Annotated in this window: 21 protein-coding genes and 1 riboswitch; of the genes, 13 read left to right on the forward strand and 8 right to left on the reverse strand. The window is 61.9% G+C overall.

Translation table 11 applies throughout. The annotated features are described in order from the left end of the window. Positions 1-44 precede the first annotated feature (44 nt). Genes bioB through bioD form a run of 4 tightly spaced genes read left to right on the forward strand, consistent with a single transcriptional unit; the run spans position 45 to position 3,657 of the window. Positions 45-1,082 (forward strand): biotin synthase BioB, encoded by a 1,038-nt coding sequence (gene bioB / locus EDY99_RS03265; RefSeq protein ID WP_033652413.1) that lies wholly within the window; start codon positions 45-47, stop codon positions 1,080-1,082. Further along, positions 1,082-2,233, forward strand: coding sequence for an 8-amino-7-oxononanoate synthase (bioF, locus tag EDY99_RS03270; protein ID WP_060659821.1), 1,152 nt, complete (start codon positions 1,082-1,084; stop codon positions 2,231-2,233). Before bioB ends, bioF begins: the two co-directional genes overlap by 1 nt. Then, positions 2,217-2,984, forward strand: coding sequence for a malonyl-ACP O-methyltransferase BioC (gene bioC, locus EDY99_RS03275; RefSeq protein WP_033652357.1), 768 nt, complete (start codon positions 2,217-2,219; stop codon positions 2,982-2,984). Before bioF ends, bioC begins: the two co-directional genes overlap by 17 nt. Further along, the gene (gene bioD / locus EDY99_RS03280; RefSeq protein WP_060659819.1) at positions 2,977-3,657 is read left to right on the forward strand and encodes a dethiobiotin synthase; all 681 of its coding nucleotides are present in this window, start codon (positions 2,977-2,979) and stop codon (positions 3,655-3,657) included. Before bioC ends, bioD begins: the two co-directional genes overlap by 8 nt. 53 nt (positions 3,658-3,710) lie before the next feature. On the opposite strand, the gene EDY99_RS03285 is transcribed toward bioD, so the two are convergent. Beyond that, the gene (locus EDY99_RS03285) at positions 3,711-5,345 is read right to left on the reverse strand and encodes a hypothetical protein (protein WP_047025675.1); all 1,635 of its coding nucleotides are present in this window, start codon (positions 5,343-5,345) and stop codon (positions 3,711-3,713) included. A 129-nt stretch (positions 5,346-5,474) separates the two neighbouring features. Further along, entirely contained in the window at positions 5,475-6,185 is a 711-nt protein-coding gene (locus EDY99_RS03290; RefSeq protein ID WP_033642235.1) for an ATP-binding cassette domain-containing protein, read from the reverse strand. Positions 6,186-6,638: 453 nt separating this feature from the next. Here EDY99_RS03290 and EDY99_RS24885 point away from each other — a divergent pair, with 453 nt between their 5' ends. From EDY99_RS24885 to EDY99_RS03300, 3 genes are all read left to right on the forward strand, one after another. Next, positions 6,639-6,767, forward strand: a complete 129-nt coding sequence (locus tag EDY99_RS24885; protein ID WP_255326645.1) for a hypothetical protein — start codon at positions 6,639-6,641, stop codon at positions 6,765-6,767. 531 nt (positions 6,768-7,298) lie between these two features. Further along, entirely contained in the window at positions 7,299-9,311 is a 2,013-nt protein-coding gene (uvrB, locus tag EDY99_RS03295) for an excinuclease ABC subunit UvrB (protein ID WP_033642236.1), read from the forward strand. Positions 9,312-9,411: 100 nt separating this feature from the next. Further along, complete coding sequence (locus tag EDY99_RS03300; protein WP_004939783.1) at positions 9,412-9,678, forward strand: VF530 family DNA-binding protein; 267 nt, start codon at positions 9,412-9,414, stop codon at positions 9,676-9,678. A gap of 6 nt (positions 9,679-9,684) precedes the next feature. Here the strand turns inward: EDY99_RS03300 and yvcK are convergent, their stop codons facing one another. Continuing rightward, on the reverse strand, positions 9,685-10,602 hold the full coding sequence (gene yvcK, locus EDY99_RS03305; protein ID WP_089196741.1) for a uridine diphosphate-N-acetylglucosamine-binding protein YvcK: 918 nt from the start codon (positions 10,600-10,602) through the stop codon (positions 9,685-9,687). Positions 10,603-10,938: 336 nt separating this feature from the next. After that, positions 10,939-11,083: riboswitch (molybdenum cofactor riboswitch) on the forward strand. On the opposite strand from yvcK, the gene moaA reads away from it, so the two are divergent. The 6 genes from moaA to EDY99_RS03335 all read left to right on the forward strand — a co-directional run bounded on the left by moaA (position 11,070) and on the right by EDY99_RS03335 (position 14,632). Further along, a complete protein-coding gene (gene moaA, locus EDY99_RS03310; protein WP_016928681.1) occupies positions 11,070-12,056 on the forward strand; it encodes a GTP 3',8-cyclase MoaA in 987 nt (328 codons plus the stop codon). It overlaps the preceding riboswitch by 14 nt. Before the next feature lie 24 nt (positions 12,057-12,080). Beyond that, positions 12,081-12,596, forward strand: a complete 516-nt coding sequence (gene moaB / locus EDY99_RS03315; protein ID WP_033642238.1) for a molybdenum cofactor biosynthesis protein B — start codon at positions 12,081-12,083, stop codon at positions 12,594-12,596. Between the two features lie 3 nt (positions 12,597-12,599). Beyond that, positions 12,600-13,079: a cyclic pyranopterin monophosphate synthase MoaC gene (moaC, locus tag EDY99_RS03320; protein ID WP_025301929.1), complete on the forward strand. Its 480-nt coding sequence runs from the start codon at positions 12,600-12,602 to the stop codon at positions 13,077-13,079. Beyond that, positions 13,076-13,321, forward strand: a complete 246-nt coding sequence (gene moaD / locus EDY99_RS03325; RefSeq protein WP_004939768.1) for a molybdopterin synthase sulfur carrier subunit — start codon at positions 13,076-13,078, stop codon at positions 13,319-13,321. Before moaC ends, moaD begins: the two co-directional genes overlap by 4 nt. A gap of 2 nt (positions 13,322-13,323) precedes the next feature. Then, entirely contained in the window at positions 13,324-13,791 is a 468-nt protein-coding gene (gene moaE, locus EDY99_RS03330) for a molybdopterin synthase catalytic subunit MoaE (protein WP_033642239.1), read from the forward strand. A gap of 130 nt (positions 13,792-13,921) precedes the next feature. Then, positions 13,922-14,632 (forward strand): Bax inhibitor-1/YccA family protein, encoded by a 711-nt coding sequence (locus EDY99_RS03335; protein WP_004939761.1) that lies wholly within the window; start codon positions 13,922-13,924, stop codon positions 14,630-14,632. A 70-nt stretch (positions 14,633-14,702) separates the two neighbouring features. On the opposite strand, the gene EDY99_RS03340 is transcribed toward EDY99_RS03335, so the two are convergent. Genes EDY99_RS03340 through cecR form a run of 5 tightly spaced genes read right to left on the reverse strand, consistent with a single transcriptional unit; the run spans position 14,703 to position 20,421 of the window. Beyond that, entirely contained in the window at positions 14,703-15,809 is a 1,107-nt protein-coding gene (locus EDY99_RS03340) for an ABC transporter permease (RefSeq protein ID WP_033652362.1), read from the reverse strand. A 12-nt stretch (positions 15,810-15,821) separates the two neighbouring features. Further along, entirely contained in the window at positions 15,822-16,976 is a 1,155-nt protein-coding gene (locus tag EDY99_RS03345; RefSeq protein WP_123061460.1) for an ABC transporter permease, read from the reverse strand. Further along, complete coding sequence (locus EDY99_RS03350) at positions 16,973-18,709, reverse strand: ATP-binding cassette domain-containing protein (protein ID WP_122016864.1); 1,737 nt, start codon at positions 18,707-18,709, stop codon at positions 16,973-16,975. Before EDY99_RS03350 ends, EDY99_RS03345 begins: the two co-directional genes overlap by 4 nt. An 8-nt stretch (positions 18,710-18,717) precedes the next feature. Next, complete coding sequence (hlyD, locus tag EDY99_RS03355) at positions 18,718-19,704, reverse strand: secretion protein HlyD (protein ID WP_033642244.1); 987 nt, start codon at positions 19,702-19,704, stop codon at positions 18,718-18,720. An 18-nt stretch (positions 19,705-19,722) separates the two neighbouring features. After that, complete coding sequence (gene cecR, locus EDY99_RS03360) at positions 19,723-20,421, reverse strand: transcriptional regulator CecR (RefSeq protein ID WP_123061461.1); 699 nt, start codon at positions 20,419-20,421, stop codon at positions 19,723-19,725. Positions 20,422-20,583 lie beyond the last annotated feature (162 nt).

Consider the following 20,583-nt stretch of genomic DNA (forward strand, 5'->3'; position numbering starts at 1 on the left):
CAATATTTAAACTGGCGACACTTTTTCGTTTTGGAGACGCCATGATGGCCGACCGCATTCACTGGACAGTAGGGCAAGCCCAGGCCCTGTTTGATAAACCGCTGCTGGAACTGCTGTTCGAAGCGCAAACCGTACACCGCCAGCACTTCGACCCGCGTCAGGTGCAGGTCAGCACGCTGCTGTCGATCAAGACCGGCGCTTGCCCGGAAGACTGCAAATACTGCCCGCAGAGCTCACGCTACAAGACCGGCCTGGAGTCGGAGCGGCTGATGCAGGTCGAGCAGGTGCTGGAATCGGCACGCAAGGCCAAGGCGAACGGTTCGACCCGTTTTTGCATGGGCGCGGCGTGGAAGAACCCGCACGAGCGCGATATGCCTTATCTGCAGCAAATGGTGCAGGGCGTGAAAGCGATGGGCATGGAAACCTGCATGACGCTGGGCACGCTGGATGGCACCCAGGCCGAGCGGCTGGCGGAGGCCGGGCTGGATTACTACAACCATAACCTCGACACCTCGCCAGAGTTCTACGGCAACATCATCACCACCCGCAGCTACCAGGAGCGCCTGGATACGCTCGACAAGGTGCGCGACGCCGGCATCAAAGTGTGCTCCGGCGGCATCGTCGGGCTGGGTGAAACGGTGCGCGATCGCGCCGGGCTGCTGGTGCAGCTGGCCAACCTGCCAAAACCACCGGAGAGCGTGCCGATCAACATGTTGGTGAAGGTGAAAGGCACGCCGCTGGCGGATAACGATGACGTCGATCCGTTTGATTTCATCCGCACCATCGCGGTGGCGCGCATCATGATGCCATCTTCTTATGTCCGTCTCTCCGCAGGCCGCGAACAGATGAACGAACAGACGCAGGCGATGTGCTTCATGGCCGGCGCCAACTCGATCTTCTACGGTTGCAAGCTGCTGACCACGCCGAATCCGGAAGAAGACAAAGACCTGCAGCTGTTCCGCAAGCTGGGGCTCAACCCGCAGCAGACCGCAACCGAACACGGCGACAACCAGCAACAGCAGGTGCTGGCCAAGCAACTGCTGAACGCCGATACCGCCGAGTTTTACAACGCGGCGCCGTGATGAGCTGGCAGCAACGCATCGAGCAGGCGCTGGCTGAGCGGCGCCTGAACGCCGCCTACCGCCGGCGACAGACCACCGAGGGCGGCAACGGCCGCCAGATCCGGCTCGGCGATCGTCTCTATCTGAACTTCTCGGGCAACGACTACCTGGGGCTGAGCCAGGATACGCGGGTGATCGCCGCCTGGCAGCAGGGCGCGCAGCGTTACGGCGTCGGCAGCGGCGGTTCGGGCCACGTGACCGGTTTTAGCGCAGCGCATCAGGCGCTGGAAGAGCAACTGGCGGCGTGGCTCGGCTATCCGCGCGCGCTGCTGTTCATCTCCGGCTACGCCGCCAACCAGGCGGTGCTGGCGGCGTTGATGCAAAAGGGCGATCGCATTTTGGCCGATCGTCTCAGCCACGCCTCGCTGCTGGAGGCGGCGGCGCAGTCGCCGGCCGAGCTGCGCCGGTTCCAGCACAATCAACCGCAGGCCTTGGCGGATCTGCTGGCCAAACCCTGCGACGGGCAGCGGCTGGCGGTCACCGAAGGGGTGTTCAGCATGGATGGCGACGGCGCGCCGTTGGCAGAGCTGCATCGCTTAACCCGTGCGGCGGGCGCCTGGCTGATGGTGGACGACGCCCACGGCATCGGCGTGCGCGGCGAACAAGGCCGCGGCAGCTGCTGGCAGCAGGGCGTGCGCCCTGAACTGCTGGTGGCGACCTTCGGCAAGGCGTTCGGCGTCAGCGGCGCGGCGGTGCTGTGCGATGAGGCGACCGCCGAGTATCTGCTGCAGTTCGCCCGCCATCTGATCTACAGCACCGCGATGCCGCCGGCACAGGCCTGCGCGCTGCAGGCGGCGCTGGTCTGCATTCGAGAGGGCGATGACCTGCGCGCCCGGCTGCAGGACAACATTCGGCGTTTCCGTCAGGGCGCGGCGCCGCTGGCGCTGACCCTGACAGATTCCGACACCGCCATCCAGCCGCTGCTGGTGGGGGATAATCAGCGCGCGCTCGATCTGGCGACCCGCCTGCGCGAGTGCGGCCTGTGGGTGAGCGCCATCCGCCCGCCGACGGTGCCGCCGGGCGGCGCGCGGCTGCGCATTACCCTGACGGCGGCGCATCAGCCGCAGGATATCGATCGCCTGCTGGAGGTACTGAATGACGTCAGCCAATGACACAGTGAACAAACAGGCGGTCGCCTCGGCCTTCAGCCGCGCGGCCGGCAGCTACGACGCCGCCGCCGAGCTGCAGCGTGACGTTGGCGAGCGCTTACTGGGGATGGGGAGTTCCCACCCGGGCGAACAGCTGCTGGACGCCGGCTGCGGCACCGGCTATTTCAGCCGTATGTGGCGTGAGCGCGGCAAACGGGTGACCGCGCTCGATTTGGCGCCGGGCATGCTGGACGTCGCCCGCCAACGGCAGGCGGCGCATCATTATCTGCTGGGCGATATCGAACAGGTGCCGCTGCCCGATGCGGCGATGGACATCTGTTTCAGCAGCCTGGTGGTGCAGTGGTGCAGCGATCTGCCTGCCGCGCTGGCAGAGCTGTATCGCGTGACCCGTCCCGGCGGCGTGATCCTGTTTTCCACGCTGGCGGCGGGCTCGCTGCAGGAATTGGGGGACGCCTGGCAACAGGTGGACGGCGAACGTCACGTGAACGCCTTTTTGCCGTTGACGCAGATCCGCACCGCCTGCGCCGCCTATCGACACGAACTGGTGACGGAGTTGCGTATCCTGAACTACCCGGACGTGATGACGCTGATGCGTTCGCTCAAGGGCATCGGGGCGACGCATTTGCATCAGGGGCGCGAGGGCGGCCTGATGTCGCGCGGCCGCCTCGCCGCGCTGCAGGCGGCTTACCCGTGCCGGCAGGGGCAGTTCCCGCTCAGCTATCATCTGGCTTATGGAGTGATTTATCGTGAGTAAACGTTGGTTCGTGACCGGCACCGACACCGAAGTGGGGAAAACCGTCGCCAGCAGCGCCTTGCTGCAGGCCGCCAACCGGGCGGGCTACCGCAGCGCCGGCTATAAGCCGGTGGCCTCCGGCAGCGAGATGACCGCCGAGGGGCTGCGCAACGGCGACGCGCTGGCGCTGCAGGCCAACAGCGGTGTGGCGCTGGATTACGACGAAGTGAACCCTTACGTATTTGCCGAACCGACCTCGCCGCATATCGTCAGCGCCGATGAAGGCCGGCCGATCGACGCGGCGCGGCTGTCCAACGGCCTGCGCCGGCTGGAGCTGCGCGCCGACTGGGTGCTGGTCGAGGGGGCCGGCGGGTGGTTTACCCCGTTGTCGGCGGAGTACACCTTCGCCGACTGGGTGCGGCAAGAGCAACTGCCGGTGATCCTGGTGGTGGGCATCAAGCTGGGCTGCATCAACCACGCGGTGCTGACGGCCCAGGCGGTGCAACAGGCCGGGCTGAAGCTGGCCGGTTGGATCGCCAACGACGTGGCGCCGCCGGGGCGGCGGCATCAGGAATACCTGGCTACGCTGCGCCGTATGCTGCCCGCGCCGCTGCTGGGCGAAATCCCGCACCTGCCGCAGGCCGAACGGGCGCCGCTGGGGCAGTATCTGGATATCAGCTTGCTGGCGCAGTGAGAGGTTCTGGCTGATGAATCACAACGCCGGGTCTTATGACCCGGCGTTGGCTTTTACATAGCGGTAATACAGGCGTTATCGAGATAAAGCACGCCATTTTTCGCCAGGGCAAACAGGTTGAACGTCAGGATGACATGGGTCGCCCAGACCGGGACTTTTCGTCGATTGGCGTTGAAACGATATTCGGTGTACTCGGCGTAAGCATCGGCTTTCAAGGCGGCGTCCCAGGCTGCCGGCGCGGCTTTGGCGATGAGCGAGACGCCGTTGTCCGCATGGTCCTGGATACAGGCATATTGCAGCGTCGCGAACAGATTGCCGGTACCGCCGTTGACCGTTTTCAGGGTAAAACAGGCGCCCAGCTGCTCATATTGCGCGGCGGGCACGATCACTCTCACTCCGGCGTTGGTATTGGCGTTGCCCAACTTGGTCACTTTCAGGGCATTGCTGCCGTTGACGCCCGCGCCAGCTTCGATACTGATAGTCACTGCGTCTGAGGTAAAGGGCTCGCTGATCGTGCCGCCTGTCACTTCCCAGCCAAACGGCTTAGCGGAAAAGGCGAACTCACCGTCTTTTAACTTGTTATTCACGGCGCCGACCAGCGTCTGGATCCCGGCGCCACCCCCACCGCCATCCAGTCGGCTATTGACGATGACAAAGTCGCCGGTACCGCTGAAATAGCGGCCGCTGGCGGTTCGTACGCCATAGAACTTCACGCTGTCGACGATAATCCCGCTACTGCCGGCCTCGGCGTAAAACAGCGACGCTTGCGCCAGTCGGCCGCCGGCGACGATGATTTCGCCGCCGTGAATCAACAGCGATGCATTTTGATTGGCGCTGCAACGGAAGGGAATTTCCGTGAGCGGACTATTACCGTTGTTGAATTCCATATGGCAGCCATGCAATTCAATGCTACCGGCCTCAACGTCGGCAATCGAGCCGGCATAGTCGATCGAAGTGCCGAACAGGCGGAAGGCGCCGTTGGGGTTAGCGTTGCGAACGGCCAGCCCCTGGGAATTGCCGAGGGTGCCACCGAAGAAGTTGATGCCTTCACCGAAGTTTTGGGCGCCGCTGTTCGTTGAAGGCATATGCAGGCACTCAAAACAGCGAATGACTTCACAGGCGTAGTGGTGGGCGATATAGGCATTGGTACCGTAGTACAGGCCGTAGTAGAAGCCGGAAATATAGACGTTATTGACGGAAAAGTTGCCCAGCGGGCCTTCAGGCGAATCGAAACGGACGCCGTCGATATAGGTGTATTCGATCGTCGTTTCATCTTTGCTGTTGTTAATCCTGGCGCCGATGCCCTTTACGGTGAAATCTTTCATGATAGGCGCCGGGCGAATAGGAACGTTGCTATCCAGCGCGCCGTTGCTGGTATAGCAGCGCAGGAAATAGTTATGGTCGCTTTCCGTGCCGTTGGGGATCTCGGTAGTGACGTTGACACCGTTGCCGTCGATATAGACGAATCCGACATTGATATCGGTTTTAGGCGCCGTCCAAAGGGCAAAAGGCGCGGCGAATCTGACAATCGCAGGGCGTTTTAACGTTTTGATGATAAAGTCTTGTGCGCCGACCAGTTCGTCGCGCGAACTGACGTAAATGCCTTCAATATTAAGACGTTCCTGCAGGCTCCAGTTTTTGTTGCGCAAATCCGCGTATTGAATAAATGCCGCGTTGTTGTCTGTCATGCTTACATCCCTCGATATTATGGTGTCGGTGTGACCCCTATCGAGTATGAAAAGATGGCCGGCCCATGCCTATTGGGCGCAGACCGGCCGTGACTGATACAACAGCAACCTAATCGCTAACCCGAGCACTCACTCCGCCAGCCCGGCGCCGATCAGCGCCTCATCCAGCTGCGCCAGCGCGCCGTGCGCCACGGTGCGCCCGCTATCGAGCAGACAAAAACGATCCGCCACCCGGCGCACGAACGGCAGCTGATGCTCTACCAGCAAAATGGTCATGCCCAACTCATAGTTGAGCCTGCGGATCACGTTGCCGATGTCGGCGGCGATCGAGGGCGGTACGCCCGTCGTCGGTTCGTCGAGGATCAGCAGTGCCGGCTCCTGCGCCAGCGCACGACCAATCGCCAACTGGCGTTGAGCGCCTTCGCACAGATCGCCGGCGCGGCGGGTGCGCATCTGGCGCAAATTGGGAAACAGGCTGTAGATCAGCGGCGGAATGCGGTAAGGGGCGCCGCGCACGGCCATCTGCGCCACTTGCAGATTCTCTTCCACGCTCAGCTGCGAGAAGAGTTGCCGCCCTTGCGGGACGTGGCTGATGCCGAGTGCGGCGCGGCGCTCCATCGGTTGCAGCAGCAGGTTTTGCGGCGGCTGATCCGCCGGCTGCCAGGTCATGCTGCCGCTCACCACCGGCAAATGCCCCATGATGCAGTTGACCAGCGTGGTCTTGCCCACGCCGTTGCGCCCGAGCAGCACGGTGCACTGGCCGCGCGGCAGCTCCAGGTTGATGTCCCACAGGGTATGATTTTGCCCGTAAAATTGATTGACCGATCTCAGACTCAGCATGTGGCATTCTCCTCATAGACATAGGCGCCCGTTCCACTCGTTGGTGGGGTGCTGCAAAGGCCGCATTGGCGGTTGATTTCCCGAGTGTGGCAATGTCCGGAACAAAATGCCGTCCCTCCGATTCACCTGAGCAATGTCTGCGGTGGACGGAAAGACAGTCAATATGTCGTGAAAAACGACGTTTATGACGACTTGGTGTCGTTCTCGCGCTTTTACGAGGCATAGCCAGGCGGCGGTTGCACGCCGCATTCGGCAGCGCATTATGCTGTCGCGCCTCGTTCGCACGCGGGAAGATAAAGCAACTCCCAGGCCAGTTTTGCCACTGGCCGAAAAGAGGGAGTGTTATCGCTTTGTTAACCGCCTGTCAGGCCCGACGCGCTCTGCCGCGGCGGCCTGAAAATACGCCGGGAAGTTAACCCGGACGTTTTTTGCACTCTTGTGGTGCTCTCCGGCGTGGGCGTGGTGCAAGGCGTTGCGCCGCCGTCAAGCGCGATCGGCGTGAAAGGGGGCAATGCGATTTTGGCAATGGGGATTTTTAGTATTAATCGGCATAAACAAAGCGATATTTTTATGAAAAAATAACTAAAAAAGCCATTTTGGCGAGTGTAAAGGGCGAAAAGCTTTCTTTCTGTAACTCCCGCCACGGGCGGGGCGGTGAGAGTTATCCACTATTCCTGTGGATAACCTTGTGCATTAGATTTAGAAAAACGCTGTAAAGCGAGAGCCGACGCGGGTTCTGTTCGCTTTGTCCGCAATCTCGTCTTTTTATTAAAACTATTAATTATCAATAAATTAACTAAAATCAAGACGCCAGGGCATTGATCGGGTTTCTATGTGTGATTTTTCGCCGCGGTGCTATCAATAAGTTAATTTTCGGCAAGTTCTGGGGATAAATCTGTTATTGACAATAAAAATGTCACCCCGCTGTAACCTCACGGTGCAACGGCGTTGCCGCGCTGCCGGGCGCAGCGACGAATCCGCTTGAAGCTGGTTTTATATCCAGTATCATGGGCACTGGCGCAAATCGCCGACACTTTCCATAATTAGGGGCCACGTCCGGCGTAGAGCCGGCTGGCCGCCTGAGCGCGCGCATCTCCACAGGGTAGCCGAGCAATGAGTAAACTTTTCAAACTGCATTCTGATTTCAAACCGGCCGGCGATCAGCCGGAAGCCATCCGCAAACTGGAAGAGGGGTTGGAAGACGGCCTGGCGCACCAGACGCTGCTGGGGGTAACCGGCTCGGGCAAAACGTTCACCATCGCCAACGTGATAGCCGATCTGAATCGGCCGACCATGGTGCTGGCGCCGAACAAGACGTTGGCGGCGCAGCTGTACGGCGAGATGAAAGAGTTTTTCCCGGAGAATGCGGTGGAGTACTTCGTCTCCTACTACGACTACTACCAGCCGGAAGCCTACGTGCCCAGCTCCGACACCTTCATTGAAAAAGACGCTTCGGTGAATGAGCACATCGAGCAGATGCGCCTTTCCGCCACCAAGGCGCTGCTGGAGCGGCGCGACGTGGTGGTGGTGGCGTCGGTGTCGGCGATCTACGGCCTGGGCGATCCGGATCTTTACCTGAAGATGATGCTGCATCTGACCAAGGGCATGATCATCGATCAGCGCTCCATTTTGCGCCGGCTGGCGGAGCTGCAGTATTCCCGCAACGATCAGGCTTTCCAGCGCGCCACCTTCCGCGTGCGCGGCGAGGTGATCGACATCTTCCCGGCGGAGTCGGACGAGCTGGCGCTGCGCGTTGAGCTGTTCGACGACGAAGTGGAGCGGCTGTCGCTGTTCGATCCGCTGACCGGGCAGATTGAGCAGGTGGTGCCGCGTTTTACCATCTACCCGAAGTCGCACTACGTGACGCCGCGCGAGCGGATCATTCAGGCGATGGAAGAGATCAAGGTCGATCTGGCGGACCGCCGCAAGGTGCTGTTGGCCAACAACAAGCTGCTGGAAGAGCAGCGCCTGACGCAGCGCACCCAGTTCGATCTGGAGATGATGAACGAGCTGGGTTACTGCTCGGGCATCGAAAACTACTCGCGCTACCTTTCCGGGCGCGCCGAGGGCGAGCCGCCGCCGACGCTGTTCGATTACCTGCCGGCGGACGGCCTGCTGGTGGTCGACGAATCCCACGTCACCATTCCGCAAATCGGCGCGATGTTCAAGGGCGACCGCGCGCGCAAGGAAACGCTGGTGGAGTACGGTTTCCGCCTGCCGTCGGCGCTGGACAACCGCCCGCTGCGCTTCGAGGAGTTCGAGGCGCTGGCGCCGCAGACCATCTATGTCTCCGCCACGCCGGGCAAATATGAGCTGGAGAAATCCGGCGGCGATCTGATCGACCAGGTGGTGCGCCCGACCGGGCTGCTGGATCCGATCGTGGAAGTGCGGCCGGTCGCTACTCAGGTGGACGATCTGCTCTCCGAGATCCGCAAGCGCGCGGCGATCAACGAGCGCGTGCTGGTGACCACCCTGACCAAACGCATGGCGGAAGACCTGACCGAATACCTGGAAGAGCATGGCGAGCGCGTGCGCTACCTGCACTCGGATATCGACACCGTGGAACGCGTCGAAATCATTCGTGACCTGCGTCTGGGCGAGTTTGACGTGCTGGTGGGCATCAACCTGCTGCGTGAGGGGCTCGACATGCCTGAGGTGTCGCTGGTGGCGATTCTGGACGCCGACAAGGAAGGCTTCCTGCGTTCCGAACGTTCGCTGATCCAGACCATCGGCCGCGCGGCGCGTAACCTGAACGGCAAGGCGATCCTGTATGGCGATCGCATCACCGATTCGATGGCCAAAGCGATCGGTGAAACCGAGCGGCGGCGCGCCAAGCAGCAGGCTTACAACGAAGCCAACGGCATCGTGCCGCAGGGGCTGAACAAGAAGATCGGCGACATTCTGCAGATTGGCCAGCCGGTCAACCGCGCCAAGGGTAAAGGCAGGGGCAAGGCGGCGGACAGCGGCGCTCAGCTGCAGAACCTCACGCCGAAAGCGCTGGATCAGAAAATCCGCGATCTGGAAGCGCAGATGTATACCCATGCGCAAAATCTGGAGTTCGAGCAGGCGGCTGCGTTGCGCGACGAGATCCACCAGCTGCGCGAGCAGTTCATCGCGATTTCCTGACCGTTGGACGGCGCCCGCGCTGTGGGCGTCAAAATTCCTTGTCGGCCGCGTCAAAGCTGTTATGGTGTGCGGCCCGATTTGACCACGAAGAGTACCGAACATGAGCCAACACCAGTCTAAAGACCCGCTGCACGGCGTGACGCTGGAGCAACTGCTGAATAAACTGGTGGATCACTACGGTTGGTCCGAGCTGGGCGCGCGCATTCGCATCAACTGCTTCCGCAGCGATCCGAGCATCAAGTCCAGTCTGAAATTTTTGCGTCGCACGCCCTGGGCGCGTAAAGAGGTGGAAGATCTGTATATCGATATGGTCAGCCATCCCGCCCCAGCCAGCGATAATCCCTGGCTGCGCGGGCGAGACGGTTAAATTCGGTCAACGGCGGTCGGCCAGCTCTACCAGCGCTTGATCCAGCGCCTGGCGCAGCAGCTGGCGATCGTGGCGATAAGGGATGTCGCTCGCTTCCAGCGGTTGCTGAATCACCACCCGATCCTGCACTTCACTGGTGTCTACCGCCGGGCTGACGATCAGCGCATCGATCATCCGGCGGCCGATCTTCTCTTCCATCAGCGCCAGCTTATCCTTTAATGACAGCGCCGCGGCGGCCACGCTCAGCTCGCGGCCGAGGTTGCCGATATAAATCATGCTGGCGCTGCTGCGGCGCAGCGCCTGGGTGAGATCGTCCAGCAGCAGCAGCGGCATCAGGCTGGTGAGAAAACTGCCCGGTCCGATCAGGATCACGTCGGCCTGCGCGATGGCGTCCAGCGCTTCGCGCGTGGCGTTGACCGGGGGAGACAGCATCAGCTCCTGCGGCATATGGGCCAGTTGATCGACATTCACTTCACCGTAAACATGGTTGCCTTCGTGATCGTGCGCCATCAAATCCACCGGCTGTTCCGACATCGGGATCAACGCCGCGTCCACCTTCAACAGGCTGCGCACCAGGTTGATCGCTTCCAGCGGGCGCACGCTCAGGTGATCCAGCGCTTTCAACATCAGGTTGCCGAGGTTATGGCCGGCCAGTTCGCCGTTGCCGCTGAAGCGGTATTCGAACATCGCCGAGGCGACGCTCGGCTCGGTGATCAGCTGGTTGAGACAGTTGCGGGTATCGCCCCAGGCAATGCCGCCTTCCGAACGGCGGATGCGGCCGGTGGAACCGCCGTTGTCGGTGGTGGTAACGATGCCGGTCAGGCGGGAGCCTAAGGACGACAGGGCCGACATCACACGGCCCAGGCCGTGTCCGCCGCCCAACGCCACCACGCGGTCGAGATCGGCCAGGGTACGATTACGCATAAATTTCCTTACAAAGGGGCTGAACTGCCCGCATAAGGTAGCGGATCCGGCGTAAAAACGCGATATACCCGTTATCCTTGACGTTGCCTCTGGGGGGAGCGGGCTTGCCGTCGGGAGGCGACGCCCATTATTTAGGGGATAAAGAGTGCCATTTGCGTGATTCTGGTCAATTCGCCCGCGTAAGCGATGTTTATCATGGTTTACCCGATTACGCGGCGTCTAAAAACGCTGTATAGACAGTTATATAGCGAATTAACGCGTTGGCTATCGTTGCCGATTAGCGCTAGAATTCTGCTGAAAACCACGGTTTCATTCCGGCTACTCAAGGTAGCGGGAAGAGAAATCAAACTCCTAGCCCCTGCGCCTACGTTGTTCATCCGGAACGATATGGCGCTTGGGCCGTGGCGAAGTCAGCCACCAGGGTGCAGAGGGGAAACGCTCGCATCTCCCGACTTTGGAAAGGTGTTATGGTACCGCAACTCATTGATGCTTATGAGCGCAAGTTCTATTACCTGCGCTTGTCGATCACCGACGTGTGCAACTTTCGTTGCACCTACTGTCTGCCCGACGGCTACAAGCCGAGCGGCAGCCCGAAAAGCTTCCTGTCGCTGGATGAAATCCGCCGCGTCAGCCGCGCGTTCGCCGAACTGGGCACCGAAAAGGTGCGCCTGACCGGCGGCGAGCCTTCGCTGCGCCGCGACTTTACCGAGATCATCGCCGCCGTGCGGGAAAATCCGGCCATCCGCACGTTGGCGGTCACCACCAACGGCTACCGTCTGGCGCGCGACGTCGCCGCCTGGCGTGACGCCGGTCTGACGGCGATCAATGTCAGCATCGACAGTCTGGATCCCCGCCAGTTTCACGCCATTACCGGTCAGGACAAGTTCCGCCAGGTGATGGACGGCATCGACGCCGCCTTCAGCGCCGGTTTCAGCAAGGTCAAGGTCAACGCCGTGCTGATGCGCGACGTCAATCACCAGCAACTCGGCGCGTTTCTCGCCTGGATCAAGGATCGGCCGATCCAGCTGCGCTTTATCGAACTGATGGAAACCGGCGAGGGGGGCGAACTGTTTCGCAAACACCACGTTTCCGGCGAAGTGATTCGCCTGCAGCTGGAGCAGCAGGGTTGGCAGCGCCAGGCGCGTGGCCGCAGCGACGGCCCGGCGCAGGTGTTCAGCCACCCGGACTACCAGGGTGAGGTGGGTCTTATCATGCCGTATGAAAAAGACTTCTGCGCCAGCTGCAACCGGCTGCGCGTTTCTTCCATCGGCAATCTGCATCTGTGCCTGTTCGGCGAGCAGGGGGTGCCCCTGCGCGATCTGCTGGCGGACGACGGCCAGCTCGACGCGCTGAAGGCGCGCATTCAGAGCGGGCTGCTGAGCAAGAAGCAGACCCATTTCCTGCATCAGGGCAACAGCGGGATCACCCAGAACCTGTCGTTTATCGGCGGCTGACAGCCAATAGGAGCTTATTGAACCATGAGCCATGCGAGCAGCGAGTTTATTCCGGCGCATATCGCCATCCTGACCGTGTCCGACAGCCGCGGCGCGGCGGAAGACACCTCCGGCCAATATCTGCAGGAAGCGGCGCAGGAAGCCGGCCATCAGGTGGTGGATCGCGCCATCGTCAAAGATGACATTTACCAGATCCGCGCACGGGTTTCCGCGTGGATCGCCGATGACAACGTGCAGGCGGTGCTGATCACCGGCGGCACCGGTTTTACCGCGCGCGACAACACGCCGGAAGCGCTGTTGCCACTGTTCGACAGAGAGGTGGAAGGGTTCGGCGAACTGTTCCGCATGGTGTCGTACGAAGAGATCGGTACCGCGACGATCCAGTCGCGCGCGCTGGCCGGCCTGGCCAACCGCACGGTGATTTTCGCCATGCCGGGCTCCACCCGCGCCTGCCGCACCGCCTGGGAGCGGATTATCGAAGAGCAGTTGGACGCGCGCCATCGCCCGTGCAACTTCCAGCCCCATTTGAAGAAGCCCTGAGTCATGACACAGCTAACCCACATTAACGCCGCCGGCGAAGCCCATATGGTTGACGTTTCCGCCAAGGCCGAAACGGTGCGCGAGGCGCGCGCCGAAGCCTTCGTCGACATGCTGCCCGCCACGCTGGCGATGATCGTCGACGGCAGCCATCACAAGGGCGACGTGTTCGCCACGGCGCGCATCGCCGGCATTCAGGCGGCCAAACGCACCTGGGAACTGATCCCGCTGTGCCACCCGCTGATGTTGAGCAAGGTCGAAGTGCAGCTGGAGGCGCAAACGGAGCACAGCCGGGTGCGCATTGAAACCTGCTGCCGGCTGACCGGCAAAACCGGCGTCGAGATGGAAGCGCTGACCGCCGCCTCGGTGGCGGCATTGACCATCTATGACATGTGCAAAGCGGTACAGAAAGACATGGTGATCGGCCCGGTGCGCCTGCTGGCGAAAAGCGGCGGCAAATCCGGTGATTTTAAGGTGAACGCATGATCGATATTCTTTTCTTCGCGCAGGTGCGCGAACTGGTGGGCACCGGCGCGCTGTCGATGCCGGCGGATTACCCGACCGTCGAGGCGCTGCGTCAGGCGCTGTGCGCGCGCGGCGATCGCTGGGCGCTGGCGCTGGAGTCCGGCAAACTGCTGGCGGCGGTCAATCAGTCGCTGGTGGCGGCGGATCACCCGCTGCGCGCCGGCGATGAAGTGGCCTTCTTCCCGCCGGTTACCGGGGGGTAAGCATGGAAAACACCCGCATTCGCGTGGGCGAAGCGCCGTTCAACGTCGGCGACGAGTATCAGTGGCTGGCGCAGTGCGACGCCGACGGCGCGGTGGTGACCTTCACCGGCAAGGTGCGCAACCATAACCTCGGGGACGACGTCAGCGCGCTGACGCTGGAACACTACCCCGGCATGACCGAGAAGGCGCTGGCGGAGATCGTGGCCGAGGCGCGCAGCCGTTGGCCGTTGCAGCGCGTGACGGTGATCCACCGCGTCGGCGCGCTGTATCCCGGCGATGAGATCGTGTTCGTCGGCGTGACCGGCGCGCACCGCGGCATGGCGTTCGCCGCCAGCGAGTTCATCATGGACTACCTGAAGACCCGCGCACCGTTCTGGAAGCGCGAAGCGACCGGCCAGGGCGATCGTTGGGTGGACGCTCGCGACAGCGATCGTCAGGCCGCGCAGCGCTGGCATGACGCGGCTAAATAACGCCTCAACAGCGGAAACAAATCAAGACCTTTGCCGCTTTCGCGCGGCCTATTCTGTGGTACGCTTATAGCAGGCGAAGCCCCGTTTACGGGGCTTCGGAATCTTGTTTACAACGCAAAAGGTAACCGTCATGGACCGATATCCACGCTCTAATGGTTCAATCGTCGAACGTGCCAACAGCGGCATTCAGGCCTACATGGCGCAGGTTTACGGCTGGATGACCTGCGGTCTGCTGCTGACGGCGTTCGTTTCCTGGTATGCGGCCAATACGCCCGCGATCCTCAACTTCATCTTCTCCAGTCAGATCACCTTCTTCGGTCTGATCATCGCCCAGTTGGCGCTGGTGTTCGTGATTTCCGGCATGGTCAACCGCCTGAGCGGCGCGGTGGCCACCTCGCTGTTCATGCTGTACTCGGCGCTGACCGGGCTGACGCTGTCGAGCATCTTTATCGCGTACACCTACAGCTCGATCGCCAGCACTTTCGTCGTCACCGCCGGCATGTTCGGCGCGATGAGCCTGTACGGCTACACCACCAAGCGCGATCTGAGCGGCTTCGGCAGCATGTTGTTCATGGCGCTGATCGGCATCGTGCTGGCTTCGCTGGTGAACATCTGGCTGAAAAGCACCGCGCTGATGTGGGCGATTACCTACATCGGAGTGGTGGTGTTCGTCGGCCTGACCGCGTACGACACGCAGAAACTCAAGGCGATGGGCGAGCAGCTGAACGCCGATGATAAAGACGGCTTCCGCAAGTACGCCATCGTCGGCGCGCTGACGCTGTATCTCGACTTCATCAACCTGTTCCTGATGTTGCTGCGCATTTTCGGCAACCGCCGCTAAATCCGTCGTCTTTCATGCCTTAGGGTATTTGGCGATCAAAAAGCTCTGCATGTGACATGCAGAGCTTTTTTTATGCGATCTTGCGGCGGAACAGCGCGTAGGCGGCGCTGCCGGTGGTGGCAGTGATCACCAGCAGCGGCCACAGGCTGCGCCAGATAATGCTGAAGCTGGCGTCCTTCAGGTAGATCTGCTTGGTGATGTCGGTGAAGTGGCGTATCGGATTCACCCAGGTCAGATCCTGCAGCCACACCGGCATATTCTCCACCGGCGAGACATACCCCGAGAGCAGGATCGCCGGCATCATGAACACGAACACGCCGATAAACGCCTGCTGCTGAGTGGCGCACAGCGACGAGATCAGCAGGCCGAAACCGACCAGCGACAGCCCGTAGATCAACATGGTGGCGTAGAACAGCAGCAGCGATCCGGCGAACGGGATCTGATACAGGAAGATGCCGATCAACAGCACGATGCTGGCCTGGAAGCTGGCGACGATCAGCGCCGGCACCGCCTTGCCGATAAAGATCTGCCAGGTGGTGAGCGGCGAGACCAGCAGTTGTTCCAGCGTGCCCTGTTCACGTTCGCGCGCCACCGACAGCGAGGTGACGATCAGCACGCCGATGGTGGTGATCATGGCGATCAGCGACGGCACCACGAACCATTTGTAGTCCAGATTCGGGTTATACCAGTTGCGTACCACCAGTTCGCTGTTGTTGGGTTTCGCGCGGTTGCCGAGCAGCTCGTTCTGATATTCCTGCACGATCTGCTGCACGTAGTTGGCGGCGATCTGCGCGCTGTTGGAGTTGCGCCCGTCGAGCAGCAGCTGCAGCGGCGCGGTATTGCCGGTGGCGATATCGCGCGAGAACTGCGCCGGGAAGCGGATCAGCAGCAGCGCCCGCTGGTTGTCGATGGTGGTCTTTATCTCCTGCGGATTGCGCAGCAGCAGGACATGGGAGAAGGCTTTGGCCTTGGCGAAGCGTTGGGTCAGCTCTACCGAGGCCTGGCCGCTGTCCTCGCTGTAGACCGCGATGGTGGCGTTGGTGACTTCCAGCGTCGCGGCGAACGGGAACAGCAGCACCTGCAGGATCACTGGCATGATTAAAATGGCGCGGGTTTGCGGATCGCGCAGCAGCGCCTGCATTTCCTTGATGATGAGCGTCAACAGACGATGAAACATCGCTCTTTCTCCTCAATCCAGCCGGCGCTGGGTTTTCCAGGCCGTCAGGCCGATGAACACCACGGCGGAAGCGATCAGGAACAACAGATTGATCGCCAGCACGGTGCCGACGTTGCCCGCCAGGAACAGCGTTTGCAGCGTGCTGACGAAGTAGCGCGCCGGAATGATGTAGGTCACCGCGCGTACGATGGCCGGCATGCTGTCGATCTGGAAGATGAAGCCGGACAGCATGATCGACGGCAGGAAGGCGGCGTTCAGCGCCACCATCGCCGCGTTGAACTGGTTGCGGGTGAGGGTGGAGATCAGCAGGCCCATGCCGAGGGTGCTGGCGAGGAACAGGCTGCTGATCAGCAGCAGGATCGGCAGCGAACCGCGATAGGGTACGCCGAGCACCCAGACCGCCACCGCCATGCACAGCGCCATGGCGATCATGCCGAGGAAGTAATACGGGATCAGCTTGGAGAGCAGCAGCTCGCTGCGCGTCACCTGGGTGGAGAGCAGGGCTTCCATGGTGCCGCGCTCCCATTCGCGGGCGATCACCAGCGAGGTGAGAATGGCGCCGATCACCGTCATGATGATGGTGATGGCGCCGGGAATGATGTAGTGCCGGCTGATGGCCGCCGGGTTGAACCAGTAGCGCATCTGCACGTCAATCAGCGGCTTGTCGTTGCTCCCCCGATCGGCGGCGCGCTGCTGCTGCCAAACTTGCCATACGCCCTGGGCATAGCCCTGCACGAAGTTGGCGGTATTCGGCTCGCTGCCGTCGGTGATCACCTGGATGGGGGCGCTGTCGTGCGGGCGCGCCATGCGCTGGTCGAAATCCACCGGGATCACCACCAGGCCGCGGATCGTGCCGGCCTGCATCTGCTGGATCAACTGGTGGCGGTTGTCGCTGATGGTCGGTTCGATATAGGGCGAACCGGCGAACGCCTGGGCCAGATCGCGCGCGTCTTCGCTCTGTTGCTCCATCAGAATGCCCAGATGCAGCTTGCTGGAGTCCAGGTTGATGCCGTAGCCGAAGATAAACAGCAGCATCAGCGGGATAACGAAGGCGATCAGGCCGCTGCTGGGATCGCGCAGTATTTGCCGCGTCTCCTTCAGGCACAGCGCGCGCAGTCGGCGCCAGGAGAAGCCGCCGTCGTCGATTGGGGCTCGGTTGTCGCTCACCGCGGTTCCTCCTCGTCGTAGCCCTGCACCAGTTCGATAAACGCCTGTTCCATCGAGGGGTTGGGGTTGTCGTCGCGCGCTACCTGTTGTTTGAGATCGTCCGGCGTGCCGGCGGCGATGATCTTGCCGCGATACACCAGGCCGATGCGGTCGCAGTATTCCGCCTCGTCCATAAAGTGGGTGGTCACCATCACCGTGACGCCCTTGTCGACCATGCCGTTGATGTGCAGCCAGAACTCGCGCCGCGTCAGCGGATCGACACCGGAGGTCGGTTCGTCGAGGAACAGAATATCCGGTTCGTGCATCAGCGCGCAGGCCAGCGCCAGGCGTTGCTTGAAGCCGAGCGGCAGGGCATCCGGCGTCTGATCGAGGATCGGCGCGAAGTTGAAGGCGCGGGACATCTCGTCGATTTTGTCGCGCTGCGCCTTGCCGCTTAGGCCGTAGACCCCGGAGAAGAACTTCAGGTTCTGCGCCACCGTCAGGTTGCCATACAGCGAGAATTTTTGCGCCATGTAGCCGAGGCGTTGGCGCGCCTTGCCGGAACTGGTCTTCAGATCCATCCCCAGCACCAGCGCCTTGCCGCCGGACGGCACCAGCAGGCCGCACATCATTTTGAAGGTGGTGGACTTGCCGGCGCCGTTCGGGCCGAGCAGGCCGAAGATTTCGCCGCGCCGTACCTGAAAATCGACGTGATCGGTGGCGGCGAAATCGCCGAATTTCTTGGTCAACTGCACCGCTTCGATCACCGTTTCACCGCCTTTGCCGTCAACGGTCGGCATGATCTCCGCCAGCGCCGAGCGATGGTTGGGGCCGCCGCCGAGCAGATCGATAAACGCATCCTCGAAGCGCGGATCCGCTTCGTCCAGTTCGGCGTCCGGCAGATCCAGCGTCTGCAGCAGCTGCCGATGATCTTCGCCTTCTTTCAGGATCAGGCGCAGGTACTTGCCCTGGATCACGCCGTCGGTGACCGCCGGCAGGCAGATCGCCCGCTGCAGCAACGATCGATGGCTGCCGGGCGGCGCGGCGATCAATACCGTGCGTCCGGCCATGCGCTGGGTCAGATCCTGCGGCGCGCCGCTGAACAGCAGCTCGCCCTCGTTGAGCAGCAGCACTTCGCGACACTGCTCGGCCTCGTCGAGATAAGAGGTGCTCCACAGGATCAACATGCCGTCATTGGCCAGCTCGTGCACCATGCGCCACAGCTCGCGGCGCGAGATCGGATCGACGCCGACGCCCGGTTCGTCCAGCAGCAGCACCTGGGGTTCGCCCACCAGCGTGCAGGCCAGTCCCAGTTTTTGCTTCATGCCGCCGGACAGCTTGCCCGCCAGACGCCCGGTGAAGCGGGTCAGATCGGTGAATTTCAGCAGCCGTTCGAAGGTCTGGCGGCGAAGATCGCCGGTGACGCCGCGCAGATCGGCGTACAGCGTCAGGTTCTCTATCACCGTCAGATCCTCATACAGCCCGAATTTCTGCGGCATGTAGCCGAGGATCGCATGCAGTTGGCGATCCTGGCCGATCGGATCCAGCCCGGCGACCCGCAGTTTGCCGCTGCTTGGCTTCAGCAGCCCGGCCAGCATGCGCAGCAGGGTGGTTTTGCCGGCGCCGTCCGGGCCGACCAGCCCGATGACCGCGCCGCTGCGCAGGGTGGTGGTCAGGCTGGCGACCGCCGGTTTCTCAAGCGACGGGAAGCGCTTTTCCAGCCCTACCAACTCGATGGTGTGCGCCTGTTCCATGGCCGGCCTCAGGGTTTGGCGAAGCGCAGGGTGACCGGCATGCCCTGACGCAGCGCATCGTCGGCGTCGGTGACGATCACCCGCAGGCGGTACACCAGATCGGTGCGCAGATCCGGCGTTTCAACGCTTTTCGGCGTGAATTCCGCGGTCGGCGAGACGAAACCGATCTTGCCGTGGTAAGGCTTGCCGGGGCGGCCGTCGGTGTAGATCTCCAGCTCGGTGCCGGGCACAGCCTGGTTCAGGCTGGTTTCGTTGACGTAGGCGCGCACCCACACCGGCCGGGTCAACGACAGGGTGAACACCGTGCCGCCGGCGCCGAGCATGGTGCCCGGCTCTACCGCACGGGTCAGCACCGTGCCGGCGGAAGGGGAGAGCAGCGTGGCGTCTTGCAGGTTCAATTGCGCCTGCGCCAACGCCGCTTCGCTTTGCGCCACCTCGGCCTTGGCCTGTTCAATTTCTTGCGGGCGGTTGCCGCTGCGGTATTGCGACAGTTTGTCTTTCGCCGCTTGCAGGTTGGCCAGCGCCTGGTTGCGGGCGGTGCGCGCATCCTCCAGCGCGTCGGCGGAGGTGGCGTTTTTCGCCCACAGCCCTTGCTGGCGCTTCAGGAAACTGTCGGCGTAGGCGAAAGCGGACTGGCGCTGCGCCATTTCTGACTGCACCTGGGCTATCTCTTCGCTGCGATAGCCGGCCTGCAGCAGCGACAGTTTGGCGCGCGCGCTGCCGACGTTGGCTTCGGCCTGTTGCAGCGCGTTGCGGTAGGGAGCATCGTCCAGTTTGCCGAGCAGCTGGCCCGGCTGAACGGTATCGCCTTCATCCACCGTCAGCGACGCCAGGCGGCCGTCGACGCGAAAGCCGAGGTTGACCGTGCGGATATCGACGTTGCCGTACAGCGTCAGCGGCCGCTCCTGCTGCTGTTGGTAATGCCATACCCCGTAAGCGACGGCCGCGATCAGCAGAATCAACAACACGATCAAGGCACTGCGTTTTTTGTTCATAACACTCCCTGCCTGAATTTACGCGCCGTGACGTTGGCGCAGCCCAATAACTAAAATCTCGATATGCTCGCTCAGCACCGCCGCGATTTGCGCCGCTTCGCCCTCACCAATCTCTTGCCAGCCGGCCTGACGGCGGATGGTCTCCCGCGCTACGCGGAACGACAGCACCTCGCCAATCAGCGCATGGGTATGCAACACGAGGCGGGCGGCGCGTTCGTCGATGCCGGTGGCGGCCGACAGCAGGCGGCACAGCCGTTCGTGCATCGGCGCGATCACTTGGCGGTGGATCAGCGGATAGGCGTCGGTTGGGGCGAGCTGTTCGCGCGACATGATTTTGCTCAGATTCAGCGTGTGCGGCTGGGTCATCAGCTCGCTGAAGGCCAGCAGGCCACGCTGCAGCAAACGCAGCGCCGCGTCGGGCGATCGCTGTGCGGCAGGCTGCTGCCCAAAGCGATCGACCTCCTCGGCCAGCGGGGCGAACGCCTGCTGGATGAAATCGGCGAGCGACTGCGCCACGGCCAGGTACAGCCCCTCTTTGGAGCTGAAGTAATAGGTGATGGCGGCGATATTCTGGCCAGCCCGTTGGGCGATGTCGCGGGTGGTGGCGCCTTCCAGGCCGCATTCGCCGAACAGTTCGGTCGCTGCGGCGAGCAGCTGCCGGCGCGTTTGCTCGCCGCGCGCTCGGCCGGCGGCCTGATGAGGGACGGAAGCTGGCATGGGGCACGCTCAAAGTTAATCAATCATATGATTAACTTTATGCCAGATTGTTTAAAACGCAACCGCTAATCACAATGAGTTATGTGATCGGCTTCAGACAATGCTGAATTTACGGCAGATTGTGCTCTGGGTGCGTAAAAGTACTTTTTATTGCGCGACTTC

Source organism: Serratia sp. LS-1 (assembly GCF_003719595.1).
In the GTDB taxonomy this organism is placed as follows: domain Bacteria; phylum Pseudomonadota; class Gammaproteobacteria; order Enterobacterales; family Enterobacteriaceae; genus Serratia; species Serratia ureilytica.